Below are 26,723 nucleotides of genomic sequence, written 5' to 3'. Positions count from 1 at the left end.
GCTATGAGGTGAGAAATATTCAAGAATGTGAATATGTATTCAAAGTGCTATTGACTCTATTTAAGATAGAGGCTAGTTTTGTCCGTCTGTTAGCAAATCGTCGAGTAGTTCATCCACGCTAACAGTGCAGCAAGGGGAGGGGTCTATGTTATACGACTCAAAGTTAGAAAAAGAAAATTGTGGCTTTGGCTTAATTGCCCAAGTTAATGGTCAGGCTAGTCATAGGCTTATACGTACTGCTATTACAGGGCTGGATCGTATGCAGCACCGTGGCGGTATATCTGCTGATGGTAAAACAGGCGATGGCTGTGGTTTGTTATTACAAAAACCAGATAGTTTTTTTCGTGCTATTGCCAGTGAACATAATTGGCATTTAGGTAAAAACTACGCAGTGGGTATGATTTTTTTAAATTCAGACCCTGTTTTAGCGCAAGCTGCAAAACAAATACTTAGCGAAGAATTAGAAAAAGAGACGTTAAATATTTTAGGTTGGCGTGTAGTCCCAACCGATCCTTCAATGCTGGGTCCTATCGCTGTACAGCAGCTACCAGGGTTTGAACAAATTTTTGTTAGCGCGCCAGAAGGTTGGCGTTCTAAAGATTTAGAACGTCGCTTATATGTGGCACGCCGCCGTGCTGAAAAACGCATTGTTGATGACGAAGCATTTTATATTGCAAGTTTATCTGGGTTGGTAACTATCTATAAAGGCTTAATGATGCCTGCAGATTTACCGAACTTTTACTTAGATTTAGCTGATATTCGTATGACAAGTGCGATTTGTGTTTTTCATCAGCGTTTTTCTACTAATACACAACCACGTTGGCCACTTGCTCAGCCGTTTAGGTATTTAGCACACAATGGTGAAATTAATACCATTGAAGGGAACCGTCAGTGGGCACGCGCGCGCTCTTATAAGTTTGCGTCACCGCTTATTCCTGACTTACAAACAGCAGCGCCGTTTGTAAATGAAACAGGCTCTGATTCATCAAGCCTAGATAATATGCTTGAGCTATTTTTAGCTGGTGGCATGGATTTATTCCGCGCTATGCGTATGCTTGTGCCGCCTGCATGGCAAAAAAATCGTGCAATGGATGACGACTTACGTGCATTTTACGATTTTAACTCTATGCACATGGAACCATGGGATGGCCCTGCCGGTATTGTTATGTCGGATGGTCGTTTTGCGGCTTGTAACCTAGACCGTAACGGACTTCGTCCGGCGCGCTATGTAATTACACAAGATGGTTTTATTACACTCGCATCAGAAGTGGGTATTTGGGATTACACTGCCGATGAAGTTGTAGAAAAAGGTCGTGTAGGACCTGGTGAGCTTTTAGTAATCGATACTAAGCTTGGCAAAATTTGGCACTCTGACGAAATCGATCAAGATTTGAAATCTCGCCATCCTTATAAATCATGGCTTGAAGAAAATGTTAAACGTTTAGTTCCATTTGAAGAACTTACTGAGCAAGACGCCGGTAATCGCTCTTTTGATGATGAAACGTTGGTTAAGTACCAAAAAATGTTTGGCTATACCAACGAAGAACTCGATAGCGTTATTCGTGTAATGGGTGAAAATGGTCAAGAAGCAACTGGCTCAATGGGTGATGACACGCCATTTGCAGTGCTTAGTGAAGGGCACCGTTCGCTTTACGACTATTTCCGTCAAAAATTTGCGCAAGTAACCAATCCACCGATCGATCCATTGCGTGAAAATCACGTGATGTCACTTGCTACCTGTATTGGTAGTGAGCAAAACGTATTCAATGAAACAACAGGTCATGCTAAGCGTTTACAGTTTGATACACCTATTTTAATGTACGCAGACATGCAGCAGTTACTTAATGCTGATGAAGCGCATTACAGCTACTGTAAAATTGATATTACCTATACAGTTGAAGAAGGCTTAGAAAACGCGGTTACGCGTATTTGTGACCAAGCTCAAGAAAAAGCAGCCGCTGGTTGTATCATGCTTATTTTAACAGACCGTAATTTTGATGAAACGAATTTACCAATCCCTGCGGCAATGGCTGTAGGCGCTGTACAAAATCGTCTTGTAGATAACAATTTACGTTGTGAATCAAATATTATTATTGAAACAGCGAGTGTGCGCGATGCGCATCAATTTGCTGTGTTACTAGGTTTTGGTGCAACAGCAATTTATCCGTATCTTGCTTATGAATCACTTGTAGCAATGAGCGATAACAAAATTATTGATAAGTCGTACTGCGAGGTAACTCTTGCGTACCGTAAAGCTATCAATAAAGGCTTGTATAAAATTATGTCTAAGATGGGCATAAGTACCGTTGCATCTTATCGTTGTTCAATGTTGTTTGAAGCCGTTGGTCTATCTGATGCTATTGTTGAAATGTGCTTCAAAGGTGTTGCAAGTCGAATTAAAGGCGCTTGCTTTACAGATTTTGATGACGATCAGCAAAGCTTACACAAACTTGCTTTAAGCAAGCGTAAATTATTAAGCCACGGCGGCTTGTTTAAGTACGTACATGGTGGCGAGTATCATGCTTATAATCCTGATGTAATCCAAACTCTGCAAAAAGCAGTTCGTTCTGGTGAATACAGTGATTACAGTGAATATGCAAAACTTGTTAATACGCGTCCTATTGCCACTTTACGTGACATGCTTGCGCTTAAAATTCCAGAGCAAGGCATTAGCATCGATGATGTAGAGCCTGCAGAAAACCTATATAAGCGTTTCGATTCAGCAGCAATGAGTATTGGTGCATTATCGCCAGAAGCTCATGAAGCACTGGCAATTGCAATGAATCGCTTAGGCGGTTGTTCAAACTCAGGTGAAGGCGGTGAAGATAAACTTCGTTATGGTACCGAGAAAAACTCGCGTATTAAACAAGTTGCTTCAGGTCGATTTGGCGTAACGCCGCATTACTTACGTAGTGCCGATGTTATTCAAATTAAAGTAGCGCAAGGTGCAAAACCAGGCGAAGGCGGTCAATTACCGGGTGAAAAAGTAACCCCATACATTGCTAAACTTCGTTATTCGGTTCCCGGTGTTACGTTAATTTCGCCACCACCACATCACGATATTTATTCAATTGAAGATTTAGCACAGCTGATTTTCGATTTAAAACAAGTAAACCCTAAAGCGCTAATTTCTGTGAAACTGGTTTCAGAGCCCGGTGTAGGAACAATTGCAACGGGTGTTGCTAAAGCATATGCCGATTTAATTACGATCTCTGGCTATGATGGCGGCACAGGTGCAAGCCCACTTACTTCGGTTAAGTATGCTGGTAGTCCATGGGAACTTGGTTTAGCCGAAACGCAGCAAGCCCTTGTTGAAAACGGACTACGTCATCGTATTCGTTTACAAACAGATGGTGGTTTAAAAACAGGTTTAGATATAATTAAAGCGGCAATTTTAGGTGCAGAAAGCTTTGGCTTTGGTACAGGCCCAATGGTTGCGCTTGGTTGTAAATACTTACGCATTTGCCACTTAAATAACTGTGCGACCGGTGTTGCAACACAAGATGAAACGTTGCGTCAAAAGCATTACCACGGCTTACCAGAAATGGCGATGAACTACTTTAAGTTTATAGCGCAAGAAGCACGTGAAATCATGGCAAGCTTAGGTGTTGTAAACTTAACTGATTTAATCGGTCGTTTAGATTTACTAGAAGCAATTGAAGGTAAAACAGCAAAACAGAAGAAAATTGATTTATCGTCTGTTTTAGCTCAACCAAATAACCCAACGGGTGAAACACTTTATTGCAGTACACCAAATAGCTCGCATTACTTAGGTAAGTTAAACGAAAGTTTGCTTGCTAAAGCACAAGAGGCAATCGACACATCAAGCGGTATTTCGCTTGTGAGTCGTATTTGCAATACCGACAGATCGGTTGGTGCAATGCTTTCTGGTTATATTGCTGATAAACATGGCAACCAAGGTATGGCAGCTGATCCTGTAGCAATTGAACTACACGGTACTGCAGGTCAATCATTTGGTGTGTGGAATGCGGGTGGTCTTGAAATGACACTAGTAGGCGATGCTAACGATTACGTAGGCAAAGGTATGGCGGGTGGTAAGTTAGTTATTCGTCCACCATTGGGTTCATCGTTCGAAAGCCATAAAGCAACTATTGCTGGTAATACATGTTTGTATGGCGCTACAGGTGGGAAACTATTTGCAGCAGGTTGTGCTGGTGAGCGCTTTGCGGTTCGTAACTCTGGCGTGCAAGCGGTTGTAGAGGGTGTTGGCGATAATGGTTGTGAATACATGACCGGCGGCGTTGTGTGTGTACTGGGTAATGTAGGCGTTAATTTTGGCGCAGGTATGACCGGTGGTTTTGCTTATATTTTAGATGAGCGAAACGATTTTGAAAAACGCATTAACCCAGAGCTTGTCGAAATAGTAACGCTAGACGAATTAACATCGCATCAAGAGCATTTACGTGGATTAATAGCTGAGCATTTAGAGCTTACCGGTTCATGTAGAGCAGAAAGTATTTTAGCTAACTTTGAATTGTATTTACCTATGTTTAAATTAGTTAAGCCAATTTCAAGTGATGTAAAAAGTTTACTCGGGCATCGCGCTCGCAGTAGCGCTGAACTACGTGTTCAAGCGCAATAAGGGGGAAGTATGAGCGAAAATGTATATCAATTTATAGACGTGCAGCGTGTAGACCCACGCAAAAAACCAATATCGTCGCGTAAAAAATCTTTCGTGGAAATTTACGAACCCTTTTCAGAGAATCAGGTTAACTCGCAAGCAGACCGTTGTTTAGATTGTGGTAACCCTTACTGTGAATGGAAATGCCCAGTGCATAACTACATTCCACAATGGTTAAAGTTAATACGTACGGGCCGTATTATAGAGGCGGCTGAGCTTTCTCATCGTACAAATAGTTTACCAGAAGTGTGTGGGCGTGTTTGCCCGCAAGACCGCCTATGTGAAGGTTCGTGTACATTAGATGAAGAATTTGGTGCTGTAACAATTGGTAATATTGAGAAGTATATTACCGATGAAGCATTTAAAATGGGCTGGAAGCCTGATATGTCTTATGTAACTTGGACTGATAAAAAAGTAGCTATTATTGGTGCCGGTCCTGCAGGCTTAGGTTGTGCAGATATTTTAGTCCGCAATGGTGTTAAACCAGTGGTATTTGATCGCCACCCAGAAATAGGTGGACTACTAACGTTTGGTATTCCTTCTTTTAAACTTGAAAAATCAGTAATGCAAAAGCGTCGCGAAATTTTCACTGAAATGGGCGTAGACTTTAAGCTAAATGTTGAAGTTGGTGTTGATATTACGCTTGAACAAATTTTAGCTGATTATGACGCGGTGTTTTTAGGGGTTGGTACATATCAGAGTATGCGTGCGGGTCTTGAAAATGAAGATGCGCCAGGTGTTCACGATGCACTGCCGTTTTTGATTGGTAATACAAACCGTGTAATGGGTTACGACGAGACAAAACAACCTTGTATTGATATGGCTAATCAAAAAGTAGTTGTACTTGGTGGTGGTGATACAGCAATGGACTGTGTGCGTACATCTATTCGACAAAATGCTGCAAAAGTAACGTGTGCATATCGTCGTGATAAAGAAAATATGCCAGGCTCTAAACGCGAAGTTAAAAACGCGAAAGAAGAGGGTGTAATCTTTACTTACAATGTTCAGCCTAAAGGCATTGTACTGAACGAAAATGGTAAAGTAACTGGCGTTAAAATGGTGAAAACTAAATTAGGTGAGCCTGATGCAAAAGGCCGAAGCCGCGCTGAAGAAGTACCTGGTTCAGAGCATGTAATTGAAGCCGATCAAGTTATAATGGCGTTTGGTTTTCAGCCTCATAAAATGGATTGGTTAGAAAAGTATGATGTAGAAATAAACCACTGGGGTGGTATTAATGCTCCAGAGCAAGGTGAGTTTACACATCAAACTACTAACCCGAAAATATTTGCCGGTGGCGATATAGTGCGAGGCTCGGATTTAGTGGTAACTGCTATTTTTGAGGGGCGTAATGCTGCAGAAGGTATTATGGATTACCTTAAAGTTTAATCACTTTTTTAAGAATATTAAAGCAAGCCTTTGGGCTTGCTTTTTTTTTGCTTTTAAAAAAGCTAAATACCCTGAACTCTGGTTAATATATTTATCTCGAACCGTTATTTTAAACCTAATTACGTGGCCTAAATTACAGTAGGCTTACTACTGATGCTCAAATTGATTTGTTTTCATTGGAAATTCTGACTAAAGAAATACAAATTTAAACATAACGAAGGTTTAAATATTTAACTAAACCTCATAATCGGAGCTTAAGTTAAATAAATAATTTTTAATTTGAGAGGCAAACAAAATATATTTTTTAAAAGCCTAATGAATATTTATCTATATTTTTATGTTTACTATTTATAAGCATACTTCTTGATTTAAGTATTAAATAAGTACAAAATTAGAGGTTGCTTAACACAAGCTTACTTTTTAATAGCGGTAAGTGTGAAATTTATAAAAGAAAACATATATCAATTATGCACAAATACTCAGATAACATAGAAAGAAAATTAATAGTAAGATTCTTTTCGTCAATAGGCTTCAGTGCCACATTTTTAATGGCGTGCGTTGCTTTAATAAACGATAGTTATTTGTTATCTGTTACCCTTTATATTTCATCAGCAGTTTATGTTTGGGCATTTTGTATTTATACAAAAACCGAAATGTCAGCAAGTGCTATTTTGTATAACTTGTATGCGTTAATGATTTATTTAGTTTTAACTGGCGGTGCTGAAGGTACCGGTCCTATTTGGATATTTATTGTATCACCAGTTACATTTTCAATAAGGGGTTTAAGGCGCGGGGTCTGTGATATTATTTTATTTTTATCAGCAATTACCTTGGCTTTTTATTGTGCAGAAAGCTTTAATATATACAGTTATGAACCTGCGCAATTTCCTTATAGAATTATATTGTCATTTATTTTAGTTGCTTTACTCAGTGGATATTATGAACATTCGAGATCAAAATATAGCGATAAAATAATTGCTCTGAGCCAAAAAAATGAATTACTAGCAACCATAGATCCATTAACTAACTTACCTAATCGCCGTTATACAATGAATAAGTTAACTGAATTTAAAAGTAATCATTTGGATAGCAATATACCCTTTGTATTACTTTTAGCTGATGTTGATAATTTTAAAAAAATTAATGATACATACGGACATGATTTTGGTGATGAAGCACTTATACATTTAGCTAATATATTTAAAGAAAGCATTTCTGAAAACACAGTTGCCTCGCGTTGGGGTGGAGAAGAGTTTTTAATTACCCTACCAAATGCATCACTCTTAGATGGTATCAAGCTTGCTGAAAGTATTCATGGTGCACTTCGTCACTTGCCAATAAACACACCTTCAAACTCTCTAAACCTAACATTAAGTATTGGAGTGATTCAAAGTGTGGCAAGTCGATCTATTGATTTAGATATAAAAAGTGCAGATGAGCTTTTATACAAAGCAAAAAAGCAAGGTAAAAATCAAACTTGCTCTTTGTAGTTAATTCTTAAATCTATATCTATTTTAATCCATAGAAAAAGAATCAAGAGAAGGTCTTACTTTTGCCTTGCGACGTTTTACACTCATGTAGCAAGTTAAGCTGCATAACAGTTGTAGGGTAATCACCACCCAGTAGCTATTACTTACAAAGCTACTTAGATCTCCATCAATACTGCCCACTATATTTAGCGTAGTCAGTGTCAATTGAATTACCAATACAATACTTAAAAAATGTAACAACTGTTGTTTAAATTGAGTGTGTTTAAATTTACTAAAAATAATTAAGGTCACACTCGTTATCAACAATAAGTAACTCACTCCTAAAGCTGTAAAAACTAAAGTACTTTGCATTAAATTTATCCTTAATGTTTTATCCGTTATTTAAAACAATATTAGTCAAAATAAACTGGCAGCTCTAGGCATGCGCCATTATTAGTTCTTTAGCATTTGCTTTAGCTGTTTTACTTATGTTGTCGCCACCAAGCAAGCGAGCTATTTCATTTACTCTGCCATCTTTATTTAGAGGTAACATGTGTGTGTACGTTTTACCCTCAGCTATTTCTTTAGCTACAAAAAATTGCTGATGCGCACTGCTTGCTACTTGTGGTAAATGGGTTACACAAATTACTTGAGTTGATTTACCTAATTGGCGTAACAATTTACCTACAGCGGATGCAGTAGGGCCCGATATACCTACATCGACTTCATCAAAAATCAATGTTGGTGTTGTCACTTTTTGAGCAATAATAACCTGAATAGCAAGGCTAATACGCGAAAGCTCACCACCTGATGCCACTTTAGCTAAAGGCTGTAAAGGTTGTCCTGGATTAGTTGATACTAAAAATAATACATTGTCGTACCCTAAGTTATTAGGTGCACGTTCTGGTTCTTGGGTAAGTGCTATTTCAAACACACCGTTTTCCATAGATAGGTTTGCCATGCTTTCGCTTATCAAGCGGTTTAGTGTATTGGCGTATTCTTGGCGGCTTAAGCTCAAAGCTTCACTTGAATTTTTATAATCCGTTAATGCGTTCTCAATTTCAGATTCTAATTGTTCTAACCGAGAACTATTATTGCTTATAGATTCCAGCTCTTGTGAGATTGATTGATGAAACTCAACAAGTGCTTGTGGTTTTATGTGGTGCTTACGGGCCAAATCCATAGATCCACTTAGTCTATTTTCCACTTCAACTAAACGAGCTGGGTCTAAATCGGCTTGCTCTGTGTAACTACGCACTTCACGGCTTGCTTCTTCAACCTGTACTGCTGCTTCACTCAGTAATGCAGCAACACTTGCTAAGCTTTCGTCGTATTGAGCAAGCTCTGTAAATTGTTGTGCGCTTTGTTGTAGTAAAGAGCAGGCATTTTGTTCATCACTTTCGTATAAGTGTTGTAGCTCGCGCTGACAAGATTCTAAAATAGTTTGGCTGTTACTTAATTTATAATGCTCAGCTTCTATTTGTTCAAATTCACCTTCTTGTAGTGCGAACTCGTCAAGCTCTGCTACTTGGTATTCTAAAAGCTGTTTTTGAGCTGCTTGTTGTTGCTGTTGTTGCTCTAAATGTTTAAATTCTTTTTGCAAACTAGCAAATTGCTTATAACTTTGGCTTACTGCACTTACCAAATGTTGATGGCCTGCATAAGCATCTAAAAGTTGTAATTGATGTTCAGCTTTTAATAAATGTTGGTGAGCATGCTGCCCATGTATAGAAATTAAGTATTGTCCAAGCTCTTTTTGTTGTGCAGCGGTGACCGCACTACCATTAATATAACTTTTGCTTCTGCCATTTTTACACACAACACGACGCAACAAACACTCGTTGTCGGACGTGCTTAGCATATGCTGCTCTAAAAATGCTTGGGCAAGTGGGAGAGCATCTAAATCAAATCGTGCGCACACATCTGCTTTGTCTGTGTTCGGGCGCACAGCCGAAGCCTCGGCTCGCCCGCCTAAGCATAATGAAAGTGCATCAATAGCAATCGATTTACCAGCACCTGTTTCTCCGGTAATTGCGGTCATGCCATTTTGCCATTCGGTGCTTAAATTACTTACTATTGCAAAGTTTTTAATTTCTAAACCAATTAACATACTGTTTATCCATCCAGTCAATTAACTGTTAATTTATACAGTGTTTTGGTTTTTTGCAAATTAATTTTTTATTATTTAAGCAATATTTGCTTCTTCAATGAATTGTGTATTTATAGGGTTTTGTGGGGATTCATTTTGATCATCAATATTATCAGTAGGTTGTATCGTATCTTCAGTTTTAATATTTGCGATGAGAGGGGGAAGAGTATCTCGGTAAAAAACCTTGTTGTAGAGTATCCCTTGTTGAGGAAGCTCTGAAACAAAGTACTGTATATTATCGATTAAAATTTGGGCTGAATTTGTTTGATGCGTTTTCATTAACTCGTTAGATAAAGTGTTTACGAGTAAATCAGCAGTATCTTCGAGCTGTTGTAAGTTCTCGTCGGTATGCGGCTGTACAACGAAAAAATTACTTATAATTGCCTGTATTCTGGCGTTATATTTAGGGCGAATTATTTTAGCGTCGAGTAATTCATTTAGCTTCAATTTAACACGAGTACTCGCGTGCGATACACGTTCATTAAATAACTTTTTTTTAGCTTCTATCGCTTTTTTACGGTTACTTTCTACCTTAAGGTAGCTAGCCAGTAATGTAATTAATAGCAGCAGAGCAAAAAAAACAACATAAGTCATTATTGTTAGTTCCTGAAATGGTTCATTATTTTTATAGCGCCATTTTGCTCTATAGTACTGCTTTTGGCAATAAAATTAGTATAAACGACTACCCCAATTTAATTTTGTACGTAAAACGTTGTAGTAAGAGTAGTTTTTAGGATGAATTAAGCGTAACTTTTTATCTGCTTTTTTAATTACAACTTCATCGCCCGGCAATACAGCAAGCACGACATGGCTGTCGCAGCTTACTTGGAGACTATCGGTATTTTCAAGGCTAAGTTTTAAACGTACTTCGTTATCTGCATCAACAACTAATGGTCTGCTTGATAATGTGTGTGGGAACATTGGCACCAATGAAATGGCATTAAGTTCTGGTGTTAAAATGGGACCTCCCCCCGAAAGAGAGTAAGCCGTTGAGCCTGTGGGGGTAGATACAATTAAGCCATCTGAGCGCTGTGAAAATACAAAGTCATTATTAATAAAAGCTTCAAATTCAATCATGTGAGCAACTTTGTCAGCATGTAAAACCGCTTCGTTAACCGCTGAGTTAGCACTTTTTAATTCGTTATGACGATATACTTCTACTTCTAATAAAAAGCGTTCTTCTTCTAGGTATTCACCACTGAGTACTTGCTCTAAACTTGCTTCAAACCCTTCAGGGTTTAAATCAGTTAAAAATCCTAAGTTACCTCTGTTTACACCAATAACTGCAACATCAAAACGAGCTAACACGCGAGCTGCGCCAAGCATGTTACCATCTCCGCCAACAACAATAGCGAGATCAGCTCTCTCTCCTAAATCTACTAATTTAACGAGTTTATCTTTTGGAACATCAACTAATTGACTGCCAGTACGTTTTTCTACAATAACTTCAAAACCAAGTGCAAGTAAAAATGTATGCAAGCGTTGTAGCGTGGTAGCTGCACCAGGGTGATTTGGTTTGCCAATAAGGCCAATGGTTTTAAAGGGAGAGTCCATAATATACGCACGATAAGTTATAATATTGCTAGAGTAACTCAAAATAGAAGTGTTTGAAAACACAGATTTTAGCAAAGTTATTATGAAGCAATTGATTGACTAATTAATCAGGTTTTTTCAAGTATGAGTTTGTGTCAGTACTTGAAATAACCACAAACGCCCCGATATATGTTTCATGCAACAAGATGTAGATACCATGAAAATAAACCCGCGAGATCAGCAAATTTTTTCAGCTGTTATGAACATGTACTGTAATGGTGAGGGTTTACCCGTTCCATCAACAAAAATAGCCAAGCTAAAAGGCATGGCGGTGTGTTCGGCTACTGTTCGTAATGCAATGGCTCGCCTAGAAAAAGTGGGCTTATTGTATTCGCCTCATACATCGGCAGGTCGAGTGCCTACAAATGAAGGGTTTGATTATTGGTTTAATGAGTTTTTTCCATTGGCTGATATTGCTAATTATTGGGAACCAGAGCAAGCACAATTAGTTGAACTTGCTCATGGGCTGAGCCAAAAATACCAAGTGTGTTGTTGTGTAGGTTTACCACAAGCAAGTTCTCAGCAAGTATTTAGAGTAGAGGTTCTCGATTTTGATTCAACAGACTGGCTTATCTTATTAATAGATAGGGCAGGGCAGAGTCATAATATTTGCATTGATAAGCCACATGATTCATCAGACTCTGTTCGCTACCAATTTGCTACATGGTTAAATACAGTATTTAGCCAACAAACATTAATGGAAGGCTTGTATCGTATGCAAGCTATGGCTAATACTGCACCTCGAAATTGTCATGATTCGCTTAACCAGTGGACTCGTCAACTTAGTCAGAAATTAGGTTCAGATAACAGTATTGTTGTCGGAGAAAATTACCTCTACAAACAAATCGATTGTGAACAAAGTTTAAATATAGGTGTTTCATTTTTAAATTATGTAGAGGATAAGCTTGCCTTTAAAAATGGTTTATCGGTACTTAATAGTGAAGAGCTTCCTTTTACTGAGTGTAATGAGTTGATTGTTATTAGCGTGCCATATTTTCAAAATCAGGAATACCAAAGCCGTTTTTGTATAATTTGCCCTAAATCGGCGCAAATTGAAGAAATAATCCAAGAATTTAAATTAATTGAGACCTCTAACTCTTGAATCTTTTTATTCAACCCCCATAATTACCGCAGTTGAAAAGAATTGGAGCAAATATTTTATGTCGGAACAGACGCAAAAACCAGAACAAGAAGTAGAACTAAACGAAGAGCTAGCTCAAATGCAAGCTGATGTAGAGGCAGCAGTAGAAGCCGCTGATCAACATGCAGATGAAGAGCAGAGCCCTGAAGCAGAAATTGCAATGTTATACGCAGAGCTTGAAGCGGCTAAACAAACGATTGCTGATCAAAAAGACGGCGTTGTTCGCGCAGCAGCCGATGTTGATAATATTCGTCGTCGTGCAGCACAAGATGTAGAAAAAGCGCATAAATTTGCATTAGAAAAGTTTGCTAACGAATTGCTACCTGTAATTGATAACCTTGAGCGCGCTATTGAGTTTTCTGATAAAGAAAACGAGACTTTGAAGCCATTGCTTGAAGGTATTGATATGACCGTTAAAAGTTTTAACGAAGCGGTTGCTAAATTTGGTGTTGAAATTGTAGACCCACAAGGTGAGCAATTTAACCCTGATTTTCATCAAGCAATGTCGATTCAACCAAGTAACGATGTATCGCCAAATACAGTACTTGCAGTAATGCAAAAAGGCTATAAATTGAATGGTCGTTTATTACGCCCTGCAATGGTTATGGTATCTAAAGCAGCTGATGCTTAATTAATATTAGTTTTGAATAAAAATGCCTCATTGTGAGGCATTTTTTTTGTCTTTTATACGATGAATAATCTGTACAATAATAGTTAATATAACTGCACCAAACATTAAACTCGAAAATGGTACTGCGCTTTTAGCATGCATTAGTACAAGCAAAGGTCCTACTAAGGCACCGCTGCCAAATCTTAGAGTACCGATTACGGCAGTAGCCGTGCCGGTGTTTTTTTCAAACTTCATTAAAATAAGTGAATCGGCGTTACTTGCTGTTACTCCCAAGCTCATCATTAATGGTGCAATGCTCGCCACTATGTAATACAGCGGCATTTCTAATAGACTAAACGTTAGTAGTGCAGTGCCTGAAATAAATCCACATGTGAGTCCGTAGTAAAGCATTTTTCGTGAGCCAACTCGCGGAACTATGCGTGTGTTTAAAAAATTACCAAACATGAGTGCCATTACGTTAAAGGCAAATAACACCCCAAATAATTGTTCAGAAACTTTAAATAAATCGAGATAGATAAAAGGTACTGATGTTAAAAAGCAAAAAAATCCAAACGACACAAACATAGAACTTAATATATCTGCACGTGCATCGGTATTGCTTAGTACGGTTTTATAACTATCAAAAAATAATGCTAATCCTTTTTTTTCATTTGTATGAATAGGTATATCGATTAAATACACTTGCACAAACGCTAAAATAATAAAGCTATAGGTAGCTAATACTAAAAAAATAGTCGACCAAACAGAAAAGCCTAAAATAAATGAGCCAATAGAGGGGGCAAGTAGTGGTGCAACCATCATGATCATAGACACGTAAGACATACCTTTAGCCGTGTTTTTTTGATATATGTGCCTAATAATACCCGGTACAACCACTGTTGCTGCAGCACCAGTAAATGCTTGCACTGCTCTAAGGATCCAAAAAGTATGTATTTCAGTTGTAAAAGCAAGCGCCATTGAGCTAATACCAAATAAGGTTAAACCTAATTTAGCAAGTTTACGACGACCAATTTGATCAGCAATAGGGCCAAAAAAAAGCATGCCTAACGAATAGCCCGCTAAATAAATACTCAAAGATATTTGTACATTTGGCATGTTTGTTTGTAAATCGTTTGCAAGAACAAGCATTGCAGGCAAATACATATCAATAGCAAGCGGAGTAATAGCCACAATACTCGCTAATAAAGGTAATAAAATACGGATGTTAAAAGACGAGGTCGAGGCGCCCATGTATAAACTCAATCATGACTAAAACGTGGCTCATAGTGTAACAGGGCAAGGTGATTGGATAAACTTAGTTTGCCTGCTAACTTTATAGCTTTATCTCAAATATCAATATAATAATAAACACAATTTAGTATTTCTGAGTAAATTGGTTCTAATGCAAAATAAAACATTTATGTAAGAGTATATTTAGCGCTATTAATAGGTTATTCAGCTTGTTTGCAGCAACTGACTTTTAATGTAATTAGCATAAAGCAAAGATTTTAAACTGGCACCGTGTTTGCTATTCTACAGTTAATGAAAATAATGATTTAAGAGAAACACGATGAAAAAATTGGTAATTGCAATATTAGCGACAGCGGTTCTAGCAGGTTGCAAAACATCTCCAACAGGACGTACGCAAATAGCACTTTATTCAGATCAACAAATGAGTGAAATGGGCACTGCAAGTTTTGCTGAAATGAAAAAAAGTCAGCCCGTTAATACTGATGCTAAAACGAATGCTTACGTAAATTGCATTGCTGAAAAAGTGGTTGCTGTATTACCAAAAGAATATGCTTCTCAAAATTGGGAAGTGGTTGTGTTTGAAGATGAATCTGCTAATGCATTTGCATTACCAGGTGGCTATATTGGTGTACACACCGGTTTGTTAAAAATAGCAACTAACCAAGACCAGCTAGCGACAGTGTTAGGGCATGAAGTAGGTCACGTTATTGCTGAGCATTCAAATGAGCGTGTTTCACAAAGCTCAATTTTAGATACCGGTATGCAACTTGGCAGTGCTGCACTTGAAATGGGTAATATTCAATACCGTAACGAAATAATGCAAGGCTTAGGTTTAGGCGCTCAATATGGTGTGGTTTTACCATTTAGCCGCTCACATGAGTCTGAAGCAGATGAAATTGGTTTAGATTTAATGGCAGAAGCTGGTTTTAACCCAGAGGAATCGGTAACGCTTTGGCAAAACATGAGTGCTGCGAGCAGTGGTACAACACCTGAGTTTTTATCAACTCACCCAGCACCAAGTAATCGTATTAAAAATTTACAAGCGCAAATGAGTAAAGCGCTTGGTGAACAAAGCACAGCTAAAGCACAGGGAAAAAACCCACAGTGTAAGCTGTAACTTAGTTTATATAAATTTAAATCCCCCTGTAAGTAGCTTACTTACAGGGGGATTTTTAATTACTATCAATAAATAATTATTTAGTGCTAAGTGCTTTTTCAAATACGCCTTTAAAGCGTTCAAAATCTTCTATTTGAGGTAAGTGCCCTAGGTTATCAAGTTCAAACAACTGTGCGTCAGGGATCAGCGCAGCGGCTTGTTTACCTAATTTATCGTATCGACCAAGCTCGTAGTTAACTCCGTCTTTTTTCCAGTTCCGACCAGGACCTGTTCTGTCTCGTGTACCAATAATTAATTTAACGGGTACTGTAAAGTTTTTAAATTCAGTAATAACAGGTTGAGTGAAAATCATATCGTATGTTTTAGCGTTTACCCATGCCATTTTTTCTTTATCTGGACCTTGGATTTGCCCTGTTATAAAGTCAGTTAAAGCTGAATATGTTGCATTCCACTTCCCATCATAATAATTTTTTTGCTGGTAATTTCTTACACCCTCAGGTGTTTTTGCTAATTCGTTTTTATAGAAAAAGTTAGTATCTTTGTAATCAACATATTGCAGGTAGTTTTCTAGCCCAATAGGGTTCAGTAAAATTAATTTGCTTGTAGTATTTGGATACATTAATGCAAAACGACTCGCTAGCATTCCACCCATAGAGTGCCCCAATACAATCGACTCTTTTATATTAAGCGAATCCATTAATGCATGTGTATGGTGGGCAAGAGTTGCAAACGAATACTGGTAATCCGTTGGTTTGGACGATTTACCAAAACCAATTTGATCAGGAATTAACACTCCATACCCTAATGATTGAAGGTACTGGGCTGTTGTTGTCCAGTAGTCAGCATTAAAGTTTTTTCCATGCATAAGTGTAACAACAGGCATATCGGTTTTTGTTGGTTTTAAGTAAATATAAGCCATTTTTAATGATTGTTTTTGTGACTCAAGTGCAAAATAATTCACTTTAAAATCGTAGTCATAATTACTTAAAAGTGCATCATAGGAAAGGGTAGATGTATCTTGAGATGTACCTGCTAAGGCATTGTTTGTTATTAATAATAAAGTAGAAAAACAAATAACTTTAATCGACGACATTCGTTACTCCTATTAAGGATAAAAACATGAACCGCATTAGGTAAGGCTCAAAATAAAGTATCACAATAACTAAATCTTAAGTGCTATTCAATTGGCGCTCTATAATGATCAAGGGTTATTTAAATTTAAAGCATAAAAAAGCGAAGCTAAATGAGGCTTCGCTTATTGTAAGTGTTTGAATCTTTATGTTTAAAATGTCCACTCAACATGGATTTGTGGAACTGACTCAGTTACATCTGTTCCTAGTTTGTTATGCCAGTATTGCCATTCCATACCTAAAAGCAGGGTGTTTTCTTTCATTTTAAAAGCGTGACCTAAATCCCAAGTAACAATCGGTTGTGCAAGTATCCACGCACGTACCTTGTTACCAAACTCGTCTTCACGTTCTGCTATATATTCTGCGTGACCTTTAAAGCTAAATTTTTGTGAGCCAATAGTGAAAGGATATTCAAAGGCGGCGTCAAACATCCAACTATTTGTTTCAATAGGTGCACCGCCTTTTGCTACGCCTTCACTATCATCAATGTAGGCAGTGACTAGCGTTTGAAAAAAGTAAAATCCAGGTATATCCCAACTTAGCTTAACACCAGGTAGGTATTTCATTACTTTTGCATCGCCTGCTACGTTAATGCCTGCGGTTAGACCAACATCTAATAATGCGCCAGAACTTATTTTTTTACCTGTAATGACTGATAAGCTAATCGTTGAATACCACTCTGCATAAAAATCAGCATCCTGATAATCGTCATCTATATCGTCTTTACTGTAATCAATAAAGAAGAAATTATCGCCGTAGTCGTAGCCAGATGCATGTTGGACTGAATACACAGTGGTATCGGACTTTTGCTCAGTAAACGGATTTTTTTGATTGCCATTATTAATATGCAACGCTGTACTGCTCCAATTAGCAGCAAATGTTGGATTAGTAAAAACACAGGTAGATAAAGCAAGAAGAGGGAGTACATTTTTAATTTTCATAAGAATTTTTAACTATAAATTTAGTGGCACGCGAAAAGCGAAATTATAGCAGAAGTGATTGATTTGTTGAGTGTTAAATTAACATATGTTGCAGCTGTCTATTAAGCTGCAACATATAAATGCTAACGTATTAAGCTTTATTACGGCGTAAGCAAATAATTGCAATTGCAGTAAATGCTAAAATAAAGCAGTAATAAGAAGACGTTGAAACTTCCCACGGGCTAATTTTAAACGTGGCACCTAATAACAATGCTTGGGCACCGTATGGCAAAGAACCCTGTGTTACACAGGCAAATATATCAAGTAAACTTGCAGAGCGTTTACCAGTTATTTCACCGTCGTCAGCCAGCTTTTTAGCAATAGGACCCGCGACAATAATTGATACCGTGTTATTAGCAATACACATATTACTTGTCATAACTAATGCTGCAATACCTAATTGATCAGCCACTTTACGATGCCATTTTGCAATGATTTTTGTAATTGCCTGAATCTTATGAGCAATATAATCAAGGCCACCATTAATGCGAATAAATTCAGATAATCCACCAATAAACATAGAGAGTAAAAATATCTCCTGCATGTCGGTAAAGCCTTTGTAAATATCTTTTACAAAGCTTGCGCCTTCGTAACTTCCTGTAAAGCCCATAAGTGCAGCAAAAATAATACCGCTAAATAACACTACAAATACGTTTAAGCCAGCAACGGCTAACACTAAAATAAAGGCATAAGGAAGTACTAACCAAATATCGTAATCTTTGGTTTCAACTACTTGTGCAGCAGGTGTTAAGTAAAACAACAAGCCAATAGTTAGTATTGCAGCGGGTACTGCTATTTTAAGATTCTCTTTAAACTTGTCTTTCATTTCACAGCCCTGCGTTCGCGTAGCTGCAATAGTGGTATCTGAAATAATTGATAAGTTATCGCCAAACATAGCGCCAGATACAATCGTACCGGCCATTAACGCAGGGTCGATACCTGTTTTGATGGATACTGCATATGCAATAGGGCCAATAGCACCAATCGTTCCCATCGACGTACCCATTGCAGTAGATACAACCGCTGCAATTAAAAATAAACCAGGAAGTAATAACGAAGGTGGAATAAGTGATAAGCCAGCATTTACTACCGCATCTACACCACCGGTTGCACTGGCAACGGCAGAAAACGCACCTGCAAGTAAGTAGATTAAACACATGGTAATAATATTGTTGTGTCCGGCACCTTTAATAAAGGTCTCTACACACTCGTTTACCGTGCCTTTATTTAAAATAAACGCAAGCATAATGGCAGGTAATATAGCCACTGGAGCAGGAAGTTGATAAAAAGCGTAATCAACCCCTTGAGATTGCAAATATAAACCTGAGCCTAAAAATAGTGCTACAAAGGTTAAAAGGGGTAGTAAAGAAAGTATTGCTTTGTTTTTGTTAAATGATGGCTGCATCATAATCCTCGAAACCAGTTAATTTACAACAGCCAAAAATTCCTCTTTTAGCTGAATTTAGCAAATCTACCTACTATGTTAATCATTAACAAAATTAGGAGAGTGCAGCGCCCGCAAGCCAAAGACCAAATCGACGCGAAAGAGAAGTTTAAATGTATAGATGGCTAAAGTAAACTGGTATTGTTATTATTATTAAATTAAAAGCTTACCTGACTATTGCATGACTTTTAGATAATATCTACAAAGTAACGCGATTTTCAGCGATTAATATTTGTCCAACTGCATAAAAGTGCCCAAGCGCGTATTTGCAGTGCTCCGGATATATACTCAGATTAGTAAAAAACGGATTCAAATTTAAATTAGGTAAAAACAATGACTACAAATCGAATAGGTGTTTTTGGTGCTAACGGCAGAATGGGCTTAGCTCTACTAGAAGCTGCGACAATTAAAGAGCAAACACAGCTTACAGGTGCATACGTTCGTAGCAGTTCGCCGTTATTGGGAATTGATGTAAATCAGATAAATAGTGCAGCCGATAAAAATGTTAGCTTTAGCGACGAAAGTACAATAGATAATGTAGATGTTTTAATCGACTTTACACTTCCTGCTGGTATGAAAAACCATTTAAAAACCGCTGTAGCACAAAAAATCCCTATGGTTATTGGTACTACGGGTTTAACAAGCGACGATATGGCACTTTTACACGATGCAGCTAAATATATTCCTATTGTGTTTGCTAGAAACTACAGTGTTGGCGTGAATGTATTACTTAACCTTGTGCAAACAGCAGCAACTAAATTTGGTGACGATTTAGATATCGAAATATTTGAAGCGCATCATCGTCATAAAATTGATGCGCCATCGGGTACTGCACTGGCAATAGGCGAGTCAATTGCGCAGGCGAAAGGTTGGAATCACGACGATGTTGCAGTATATGACCGAAGCCAAGTAGAAACAGCTAAATCGCAAAATGAGATTGGTTATTCGGTGCTAAGAGGGGGCGATATAGTAGGTGAACACACTGCATACTTCGCTACAATGGGCGAAAGGCTCGAATTGACCCATAAGGCAAGTTCAAGAATGACCTTTGCACTAGGCGCTATAAGAGCTGCAGGCTGGTTGCAAAATAAACCAGTAGGACTTTATGATATGCAAGATGTGCTAGATCTAAAGTAGTTTAGTTACCTTTTTAGCTGTTTGGGTCTAATTTCACCTAAAGTCACTTGTTTATTACAATTTACTAAATAGTATTAGACCTAAAAGGCAACTTAATGTAATATGCAGCCAATTTGCCAAAAATTACTAAATGCGTGTTTCCAATTATACCCAAATGGCTAGTAAATCCGGGGTTTCAGTGGGAATAAAAATAGTTTTAGGCAAGAAAAAATGATTGAAGGTTGAATGCTTTACATCTGCATCATTTAAGACTGCGTAAAACAATTTAAGCTCACAGAAATCTGGTTTTGACGATCCCTCTGGGTATTGGCGGGGTGTTAAGCAATTGCTTACTCCCGTTTTTTACTGTTAGGAGGTTTAACTTGACTAAATCCGCTCTGTTAGTCCTAGAAGACGGCACAGTGTTTCGCGGTACTGCAATCGGCGCTGACGGCATGTCAGTCGGTGAAGTAGTATTCAATACGTCTATGACTGGTTATCAAGAAATTTTGACTGATCCATCATACGCGGAACAAATCGTAACTTTGACGTACCCACATATCGGTAATACGGGTACCAACAGCGAAGACGAAGAAGCGAATCAAATTTGGGCTAAAGGCCTAGTGATCCGTGATTTGCCACTGCTAGCGAGTAATTTCCGTAACGAGCAATCGTTAGATGATTACTTAAAAGAACGTAATATTTTAGGTATTGCGGACATCGACACCAGAAAGTTAACTCGAATTTTGCGTGATAAAGGCGCACAAAACGGGTGTATTATTGCCGGTGACGAGCTAGACGAAAATAAAGCGCTACAAGCCGCGCAAGCCTTCCCAGGTTTAAAAGGTATGGATTTAGCAAAAGTTGTCTCAACCAAGGAAAATTTTGAGTGGCGCGAATCAAGCTGGACATTAGGCGAAGGATTTAAAACCCTTGATGCTGCTGATGAAAAGTTTCATGTTGTTGCCTACGACTTCGGTGTAAAGCGTAATATTTTACGTATGCTTGTAGACCGTGGTTGTAAACTTACAGTAGTACCAGCGCAAACTTCTGCCGCTGACGTACTGGCTTTAAACCCTGATGGTATCTTCCTATCTAATGGCCCTGGCGATCCTGAGCCATGTACTTACGCTATTGATGCAATTAAAACCTTTTTAGAAACCGACACACCTATTTTTGGTATCTGTTTAGGTCATCAGTTATTAGCCCTTGCCTCAGGTGCTAAAACAGAAAAAATGAAATTTGGCCACCACGGCGCTAACCACCCAGTTAAAGACCTAGACCGCGATGTAGTTATGATCACAGCTCAAAACCATGGTTTTGCAGCTCAAGAGTCAAGCCTGCCAAGTACGCTTCGTGCCACGCACAAATCGTTATTTGACGGAACGCTTCAAGGTATTCATCGTACAGATAAACCTGCGTTTAGCTTCCAGGGTCACCCTGAAGCAAGCCCTGGTCCGCACGATGCAGCCCCATTATTTGACCACTTCATCGATTTGATGCAAGCGCGTAAACACTAATTTAACTGGAGTAATAATGCCAAAACGTACCGACATAAAAAGCATTCTTATCTTAGGCGCAGGCCCAATTGTAATTGGTCAAGCTTGTGAATTTGACTACTCTGGTGCTCAAGCGTGTAAAGCACTTAGAGAAGAAGGCTACAGAGTTATATTAGTTAACTCAAACCCTGCAACTATCATGACCGACCCTGATATGGCCGATGCAACATACATCGAACCAATTCACTGGGAAGTGGTAGAAAAAATTATTGAAAAAGAAAAGCCAGATGCAGTACTGCCTACAATGGGTGGTCAAACGGCATTAAACTGTGCGCTTGAACTAGACAAGCACGGTGTATTGGCTAAACATGGCGTTGAACTAATTGGTGCAACGGCCGATGCAATCGACAAAGCAGAAAACCGCGAACGTTTCGATATCGCAATGAAAAACATTGGTCTAGAGTGTCCTCGTGCTGAGATTGCTCACTCTATGGATGAAGCCAAAGACATCATAACGCGCATTGGTTTACCATGTATTATCAGACCTTCTTTTACTATGGGCGGCACCGGCGGCGGTGTGGCGTATAACTTAGAAGAGTTTGAAGAAATTTGTGAGCGTGGCTTAGATTTATCGCCAACGAACGAATTACTAATTGATGAATCACTGATTGGTTGGAAAGAGTACGAAACAGAAGTTGTACGTGATAAAAACGACAACTGTATTATTGTTTGTACCATTGAAAACTTTGACCCTATGGGTGTTCACACTGGCGATTCAATCACCGTTGCACCAGCGCAAACTCTAACCGACAAAGAATACCAAATTATGCGTAACGCCTCTATGGCAGTATTACGTGAAATTGGTGTAGAAACTGGTGGTTCGAACGTACAGTTTGGTATTAATCCTGAAGATGGCCGTATGGTTATCATTGAGATGAACCCACGTGTATCACGTTCATCTGCACTAGCATCAAAAGCAACGGGTTTCCCAATTGCTAAAATTGCAGCAAAACTAGCAGTAGGTTACACACTTGATGAACTTCAAAACGACATTACCGGTGGCAAAACACCCGCGTCTTTTGAGCCTTCAATCGATTACGTTGTAACAAAAATTCCTCGCTTTAACTTCGAAAAATTTGCCGGTGCTAACGACCGTTTAACTACGCAAATGAAATCAGTTGGCGAAGTAATGGCAATTGGTCGTAACCAACAAGAGTCGTTACAAAAAGCATTACGTGGTCTTGAAGTGGGTGCAACGGGATTCAACCCGATAGTTGCGCTTGATGACCCTAAAGCAAAAGAAAAAATAATTCGTGAACTACGTGAGCCAGGCGCTGAGCGTATTTGGTACATTGCTGATGCAATGCGCCATGGCATGAGCGTTGATGATGTTTACGAACTGACTAAAGTTAACCGCTGGTTCTTAGTACAAATAGAAGACATTTTAAAAGACGAATCAAAAATAGCGAAAGTAGGCATGGCGGGTTTAAATGCTGACTTCCTACGTAAACTTAAGCGCAAAGGCTTTGCAGATCCGCGTATAGCAGAAATTGCAGGTGTATCTGAAGCTGAAATTCGTAAAAAACGTCATTTATTAAACATCGTACCAGTATACAAACGTGTTGATACGTGCGCTGCAGAATTTAGCTCAGACACTGCTTACATGTATTCAACTTACGATGAAGAGTGTGAAGCTAACCCAACAGATCGTGATAAAATCATGGTTATTGGTGGTGGTCCAAACCGTATCGGTCAAGGTATTGAGTTTGATTACTGTTGTGTACATGCCTCGCTTGCGCTTCGCGAAGACGGTTACGAAACTATTATGGTTAACTGTAACCCTGAAACGGTATCTACAGATTACGATACATCTGACAGGTTATACTTCGAACCAATTACGCTTGAAGACGTACTCGAAATCGTACGTGTTGAAAAGCCAAAAGGCGTTATCGTGCAGTACGGTGGTCAAACACCACTTAAGCTAGCGCGTGAGCTTGAAGCAAACGGCGTACCAGTGATTGGTACTTCACCTGATGCGATTGACCGTGCAGAAGACCGCGAACGCTTCCAACAACTTGTTGAGCGTTTAAACTTACTTCAGCCAGAAAATGCAACAGTAACTTCAACCGAAGAAGCTTTACTTAAATCAGTTGAAATTGGCTTCCCGTTAGTAGTACGCCCGTCGTATGTACTAGGTGGTCGTGCAATGGAAATTGTATACGACGAAGATGATTTACGTCGCTACATGACCGAAGCTGTACAAGCATCAAACGAAGCACCTGTATTACTGGACCGTTTTTTAGATAACGCGATTGAAGTTGACGTTGACGCAATTTGCGACGGCGAACAAGTAATCATCGGCGGTATTATGGAGCACATTGAGCAAGCGGGTGTTCACTCAGGTGACTCAGCCTGTTCATTACCTGCACATTCTTTATCACAAGAAGTGCAAGACGTAATGCGCAAGCAAGTAACCGACATGGCGCTTGAGCTTGGTGTTGTTGGCTTGATGAATACACAGTTTGCAGTAAAAGAAGACAAAGTGTATTTAATCGAAGTTAACCCACGTGCTGCACGTACTGTACCGTTTGTATCAAAAGCAACCGGTGTTGCGCTTGCAAAAGTAGCTGCACGTTGTATGGCAGGGCAGTCTTTAGCAAGCCAAGGTATTACTAAAGAAGTTATCCCTCCTTACTACAGCGTTAAAGAAGTTGTTTTACCATTTGCTAAGTTTCAGGGTGTGGATCCAATCCGTGGTCCTGAAATGCGTTCAACGGGTGAAGTGATGGGTGTTGGTGATACTTTCGCCGAAGCATTCGCAAAAGCACAATTAGGTGCAAGCAATACTTTACCACGCGGTGGTCGCGCGTTATTATCTGTTCGTAATAGCGATAAGCCACGTATTGTTGAATTAGCCAAAATCATGACCGACTTAGGTTTTGAACTTGACGCAACTGGTGGCACGGCACAAGCTCTTGAAGAAGCTGGCATTGAAGTACGACGTGTAAACAAAGTATATGAAGGCCGCCCACATATTCTTGATTATATCAAGAATAAAGAGTACAGCTATATCGTCAATACCACCGAAGGTCGCCAAGCGATCGAAGATTCGAAGGTGTTACGTCGTGGTGCATTGCAAAATAAAACCAACTATACGACAACCTTGAACGCGGCATTCGCTAACTGTACTGCTAACAAAGCAGATGACCGTAGTAAAGTGACGTCAGTTCAAGAGCTACACCTGCGATTGAACTAAGGAAATGTGCCAAGGCCAACTAAGGCCTTGGTGTAAAGTGAGAAAAGTATGCAATCAATTCCGATGACAGTTCGTGGCGCAGATTTACTGCGTAAAGAGCTTAACGAATTAAAAACAGTTACCCGTCCAAAAATTATCGCCGACATTGCTGTTGCGCGTGAACACGGTGACTTAAAAGAAAACGCTGAGTACCACGCTGCGCGTGAGCAACAGGGTTTTTGTGAAGGTCGAATTCAAGAAATTGAAGCTAAACTTTCAAATGTTCAAATAATTGACGTAACTAAAATGCCAAATACCGGTAAAGTTATTTTTGGCACTACGGTAACTATTGTAAATGTAGAAACCGATGCTGAAGTAAAATACCGTATTGTGGGCGATGATGAAGCAAGTATTAAAAATAACTTAATATCTGTTAACTCACCGATTGCACGTGGATTAATTGGTAAACAAATGGACGACGCAGTGTCTATTCAAACGCCAAAAGGTATTGTTGAGTTCGAAATCATTGAAGTTGAGTATCTTTAACGTATAACTCACTTTAACGTTTTAAATAAAAACCGATGTAATTACATCGGTTTTTTTATGTCTGTAATTTAACCTTTAATGGTAAACGCGCTCGTACAGTATTCATATTCTATAAATATGGTCTATGTTGGTATAGTAGGTACTTATACCGATATTGTTAAAGACGTATATATTCTAGCGCATTGAATAACTTACTCGCGGCGATAAAAATTATTTATATTGAACAGCTATATGTCATGATTTTCGCCTTGTTAATGAGCTATTTTATTTTCGCTATAATAGAGCGCTAATCTAACGCAATTGGTATTAACATATTCTCTAAAAAGGAAAAAATATGGCTAATATACTCTATCCATCACCCTTAAATGTAGGATCAAAAATAGCAGTGTGCTCGCTTTCTGCGGGTGTAAAAGCTAAATATCATGAACGGTTAGACATAGTTATAAATGGACTCAAACATCGAGGATATAAGGTTGTTGAAGGCGAGTTTTTACGACAAAACAAACCAAGAGCGCAATTAAACGCAAAAGCCCATGCAGATCAACTAATGGGCTTTTTATTAGATGATGAAATAGACGCCATAATGCCTCCTTTTGGTGGCGAGTTAGCAATGGAAATATTACCCTTTCTTGATTTTAACGCAATTAAAGAAGCAAAGCCTAAATGGTTAGTTGGGTTTTCTGATGTAAGTACTATTGCATGTGCACTCACGGCTAAATGCCAATGGGCAACGCTACACAGCGCTAATCTAATGCAACTCCACCCAAACGAAAAAAGCCCTTATTGCCTGCAAATATTTGAAACACTAAGTTACGAAGCTGGCAGCAAGTTTGAGCAAGCTCCGTCATCTCATTATCAAAAAAACAGACCCGATTACGCACAAAATCCCAATACATTGTTTGAACACACAGAAGTTACTCAGTGGCAGTGTTTAAATTATTTTGATGAACGTACTATTGAAATGTCAGGACGTTTATTTGGTGGGTGTCTTGATACTGTAGGGTTATTACTCGATTCTCCATTTTTGGCAATACATGAATTTAAAAAAAATAGCGGACCCGAAGGGCTTATTTTATACCTAGAAAACTCAGAGTTGACACCAACAACCGTTGCACGGTTTTTACTTTCATTAAAATTAGCAGGTATTTTTGACGATATAAACGGCATTATTATTGGTCGTAGCGAAATTACTCAAGGTCAAGATGCTTCATTTGATTACCACCATGCACTTGACGTTGCACTAGGGGGTTGTTTATTCCCTGTGATTATTGATGCTGATATTGGTCATGTTCCACCTAACTTGAATTTAGTAAACGGCGCTACTTGTACAATCACCGCTGACATAAATGAAGGTAAAGTAGTCAAAGCCTCATTAAATACCGAGCTTTGTTAGAAGTTTATTCACTTACCTTTGA

Annotated in this window: 19 protein-coding genes; 11 read left to right on the top strand and 8 right to left on the bottom strand. The window is 38.8% G+C overall.

Annotation, left to right across the window (positions count from 1 at the left end; all coding sequences use genetic code 11):
* Nucleotides 1–145 precede the first annotated feature (145 nt).
* From gltB to I6F65_RS11615, 3 genes are all read left to right on the top strand, one after another.
* Nucleotides 146–4,603 (top strand): glutamate synthase large subunit, encoded by a 4,458-nt coding sequence (gene gltB / locus I6F65_RS11625; RefSeq protein ID WP_166110757.1) that lies wholly within the window; start codon nucleotides 146–148, stop codon nucleotides 4,601–4,603.
* A gap of 9 nt (nucleotides 4,604–4,612) precedes the next feature.
* Nucleotides 4,613–6,028: an FAD-dependent oxidoreductase gene (locus I6F65_RS11620; protein ID WP_024609574.1), complete on the top strand. Its 1,416-nt coding sequence runs from the start codon at nucleotides 4,613–4,615 to the stop codon at nucleotides 6,026–6,028.
* 467 nt (nucleotides 6,029–6,495) lie between these two features.
* Nucleotides 6,496–7,518: a GGDEF domain-containing protein gene (locus I6F65_RS11615; RefSeq protein WP_231613159.1), complete on the top strand. Its 1,023-nt coding sequence runs from the start codon at nucleotides 6,496–6,498 to the stop codon at nucleotides 7,516–7,518.
* A 24-nt stretch (nucleotides 7,519–7,542) separates the two neighbouring features.
* On the opposite strand, the gene I6F65_RS11610 is transcribed toward I6F65_RS11615, so the two are convergent.
* The 4 genes from I6F65_RS11610 to nadK all read right to left on the bottom strand — a co-directional run bounded on the left by I6F65_RS11610 (nucleotide 7,543) and on the right by nadK (nucleotide 11,200).
* Nucleotides 7,543–7,869 (bottom strand): hypothetical protein, encoded by a 327-nt coding sequence (locus I6F65_RS11610; protein ID WP_197112986.1) that lies wholly within the window; start codon nucleotides 7,867–7,869, stop codon nucleotides 7,543–7,545.
* Nucleotides 7,870–7,933: 64 nt separating this feature from the next.
* Nucleotides 7,934–9,607 carry a DNA repair protein RecN gene (gene recN, locus I6F65_RS11605; protein ID WP_197112985.1) on the bottom strand — a complete coding sequence of 558 codons (1,674 nt, stop codon included), beginning with the start codon at nucleotides 9,605–9,607 and terminating at the stop codon, nucleotides 7,934–7,936.
* Between the two features lie 75 nt (nucleotides 9,608–9,682).
* A complete protein-coding gene (locus tag I6F65_RS11600; protein WP_197112984.1) occupies nucleotides 9,683–10,240 on the bottom strand; it encodes a hypothetical protein in 558 nt (185 codons plus the stop codon).
* A 75-nt stretch (nucleotides 10,241–10,315) separates the two neighbouring features.
* Complete coding sequence (gene nadK, locus I6F65_RS11595) at nucleotides 10,316–11,200, bottom strand: NAD(+) kinase (RefSeq protein WP_024610341.1); 885 nt, start codon at nucleotides 11,198–11,200, stop codon at nucleotides 10,316–10,318.
* Nucleotides 11,201–11,375: 175 nt separating this feature from the next.
* Between nadK and I6F65_RS11590 the strand changes: the two genes are divergently transcribed.
* Both I6F65_RS11590 and grpE read left to right on the top strand, forming a co-directional pair.
* Nucleotides 11,376–12,341 (top strand): HrcA family transcriptional regulator, encoded by a 966-nt coding sequence (locus I6F65_RS11590; protein WP_024610342.1) that lies wholly within the window; start codon nucleotides 11,376–11,378, stop codon nucleotides 12,339–12,341.
* Between the two features lie 58 nt (nucleotides 12,342–12,399).
* A complete protein-coding gene (gene grpE, locus I6F65_RS11585; RefSeq protein ID WP_024610343.1) occupies nucleotides 12,400–13,011 on the top strand; it encodes a nucleotide exchange factor GrpE in 612 nt (203 codons plus the stop codon).
* A gap of 27 nt (nucleotides 13,012–13,038) precedes the next feature.
* On the opposite strand, the gene I6F65_RS11580 is transcribed toward grpE, so the two are convergent.
* Nucleotides 13,039–14,241, bottom strand: coding sequence for a multidrug effflux MFS transporter (locus I6F65_RS11580; protein WP_166110770.1), 1,203 nt, complete (start codon nucleotides 14,239–14,241; stop codon nucleotides 13,039–13,041).
* A gap of 319 nt (nucleotides 14,242–14,560) precedes the next feature.
* On the opposite strand from I6F65_RS11580, the gene I6F65_RS11575 reads away from it, so the two are divergent.
* Entirely contained in the window at nucleotides 14,561–15,358 is a 798-nt protein-coding gene (locus I6F65_RS11575) for a M48 family metallopeptidase (RefSeq protein ID WP_166110773.1), read from the top strand.
* Between the two features lie 76 nt (nucleotides 15,359–15,434).
* Here the strand turns inward: I6F65_RS11575 and I6F65_RS11570 are convergent, their stop codons facing one another.
* From I6F65_RS11570 to I6F65_RS11560, 3 genes are all read right to left on the bottom strand, one after another.
* Nucleotides 15,435–16,451: an alpha/beta fold hydrolase gene (locus I6F65_RS11570; RefSeq protein ID WP_166110776.1), complete on the bottom strand. Its 1,017-nt coding sequence runs from the start codon at nucleotides 16,449–16,451 to the stop codon at nucleotides 15,435–15,437.
* 189 nt (nucleotides 16,452–16,640) lie between these two features.
* Nucleotides 16,641–17,429, bottom strand: a complete 789-nt coding sequence (locus I6F65_RS11565) for a nucleoside-binding protein (RefSeq protein WP_197112982.1) — start codon at nucleotides 17,427–17,429, stop codon at nucleotides 16,641–16,643.
* A gap of 130 nt (nucleotides 17,430–17,559) precedes the next feature.
* Nucleotides 17,560–18,873, bottom strand: coding sequence for a Na+/H+ antiporter NhaC family protein (locus tag I6F65_RS11560; RefSeq protein WP_024610348.1), 1,314 nt, complete (start codon nucleotides 18,871–18,873; stop codon nucleotides 17,560–17,562).
* A 372-nt stretch (nucleotides 18,874–19,245) separates the two neighbouring features.
* Between I6F65_RS11560 and dapB the strand changes: the two genes are divergently transcribed.
* From dapB to I6F65_RS11535, 5 genes are all read left to right on the top strand, one after another.
* A complete protein-coding gene (gene dapB, locus I6F65_RS11555; protein ID WP_197112980.1) occupies nucleotides 19,246–20,049 on the top strand; it encodes a 4-hydroxy-tetrahydrodipicolinate reductase in 804 nt (267 codons plus the stop codon).
* A 362-nt stretch (nucleotides 20,050–20,411) separates the two neighbouring features.
* Nucleotides 20,412–21,548 carry a glutamine-hydrolyzing carbamoyl-phosphate synthase small subunit gene (gene carA / locus I6F65_RS11550; protein WP_007375827.1) on the top strand — a complete coding sequence of 379 codons (1,137 nt, stop codon included), beginning with the start codon at nucleotides 20,412–20,414 and terminating at the stop codon, nucleotides 21,546–21,548.
* A gap of 16 nt (nucleotides 21,549–21,564) precedes the next feature.
* On the top strand, nucleotides 21,565–24,783 hold the full coding sequence (gene carB, locus I6F65_RS11545) for a carbamoyl-phosphate synthase large subunit (protein ID WP_024610350.1): 3,219 nt from the start codon (nucleotides 21,565–21,567) through the stop codon (nucleotides 24,781–24,783).
* 48 nt (nucleotides 24,784–24,831) lie between these two features.
* Nucleotides 24,832–25,308: a transcription elongation factor GreA gene (gene greA / locus I6F65_RS11540; RefSeq protein WP_024610351.1), complete on the top strand. Its 477-nt coding sequence runs from the start codon at nucleotides 24,832–24,834 to the stop codon at nucleotides 25,306–25,308.
* Nucleotides 25,309–25,642: 334 nt separating this feature from the next.
* The gene (locus tag I6F65_RS11535; protein ID WP_197112978.1) at nucleotides 25,643–26,701 is read left to right on the top strand and encodes a S66 peptidase family protein; all 1,059 of its coding nucleotides are present in this window, start codon (nucleotides 25,643–25,645) and stop codon (nucleotides 26,699–26,701) included.
* Nucleotides 26,702–26,723: the final 22 nt, after the last annotated feature.

Origin of the sequence: Pseudoalteromonas sp. SWXJZ94C (assembly GCF_015864385.1) — a bacterium.
Taxonomy (GTDB): Bacteria; Pseudomonadota; Gammaproteobacteria; order Enterobacterales; family Alteromonadaceae; genus Pseudoalteromonas.
Note: the sequence above shows the minus strand (reverse complement) of the source record. Positions and strands in the feature narration are given on the sequence as shown.

Coding starts and splice junctions, on each gene's coding strand:
- I6F65_RS11610 (WP_197112986.1), bottom strand. CDS start 7,869: ATGCAAAGTACTTTAGTTTTTACAGCTTTAGGAGTGAGTTACTTATTG.
- I6F65_RS11590 (WP_024610342.1), top strand. CDS start 11,376: ATGCAACAAGATGTAGATACCATGAAAATAAACCCGCGAGATCAGCAA.
- carB (WP_024610350.1), top strand. CDS start 21,565: ATGCCAAAACGTACCGACATAAAAAGCATTCTTATCTTAGGCGCAGGC.
- nadK (WP_024610341.1), bottom strand. CDS start 11,200: ATGGACTCTCCCTTTAAAACCATTGGCCTTATTGGCAAACCAAATCAC.
- I6F65_RS11615 (WP_231613159.1), top strand. CDS start 6,496: ATGCACAAATACTCAGATAACATAGAAAGAAAATTAATAGTAAGATTC.
- dapB (WP_197112980.1), top strand. CDS start 19,246: ATGACTACAAATCGAATAGGTGTTTTTGGTGCTAACGGCAGAATGGGC.
- greA (WP_024610351.1), top strand. CDS start 24,832: ATGCAATCAATTCCGATGACAGTTCGTGGCGCAGATTTACTGCGTAAA.
- I6F65_RS11580 (WP_166110770.1), bottom strand. CDS start 14,241: ATGGGCGCCTCGACCTCGTCTTTTAACATCCGTATTTTATTACCTTTA.
- I6F65_RS11575 (WP_166110773.1), top strand. CDS start 14,561: ATGAAAAAATTGGTAATTGCAATATTAGCGACAGCGGTTCTAGCAGGT.
- I6F65_RS11565 (WP_197112982.1), bottom strand. CDS start 17,429: ATGAAAATTAAAAATGTACTCCCTCTTCTTGCTTTATCTACCTGTGTT.
- grpE (WP_024610343.1), top strand. CDS start 12,400: ATGTCGGAACAGACGCAAAAACCAGAACAAGAAGTAGAACTAAACGAA.
- I6F65_RS11535 (WP_197112978.1), top strand. CDS start 25,643: ATGGCTAATATACTCTATCCATCACCCTTAAATGTAGGATCAAAAATA.
- I6F65_RS11620 (WP_024609574.1), top strand. CDS start 4,613: ATGAGCGAAAATGTATATCAATTTATAGACGTGCAGCGTGTAGACCCA.
- I6F65_RS11570 (WP_166110776.1), bottom strand. CDS start 16,451: ATGTCGTCGATTAAAGTTATTTGTTTTTCTACTTTATTATTAATAACA.
- I6F65_RS11560 (WP_024610348.1), bottom strand. CDS start 18,873: ATGCAGCCATCATTTAACAAAAACAAAGCAATACTTTCTTTACTACCC.
- recN (WP_197112985.1), bottom strand. CDS start 9,607: ATGTTAATTGGTTTAGAAATTAAAAACTTTGCAATAGTAAGTAATTTA.
- I6F65_RS11600 (WP_197112984.1), bottom strand. CDS start 10,240: ATGACTTATGTTGTTTTTTTTGCTCTGCTGCTATTAATTACATTACTG.
- gltB (WP_166110757.1), top strand. CDS start 146: ATGTTATACGACTCAAAGTTAGAAAAAGAAAATTGTGGCTTTGGCTTA.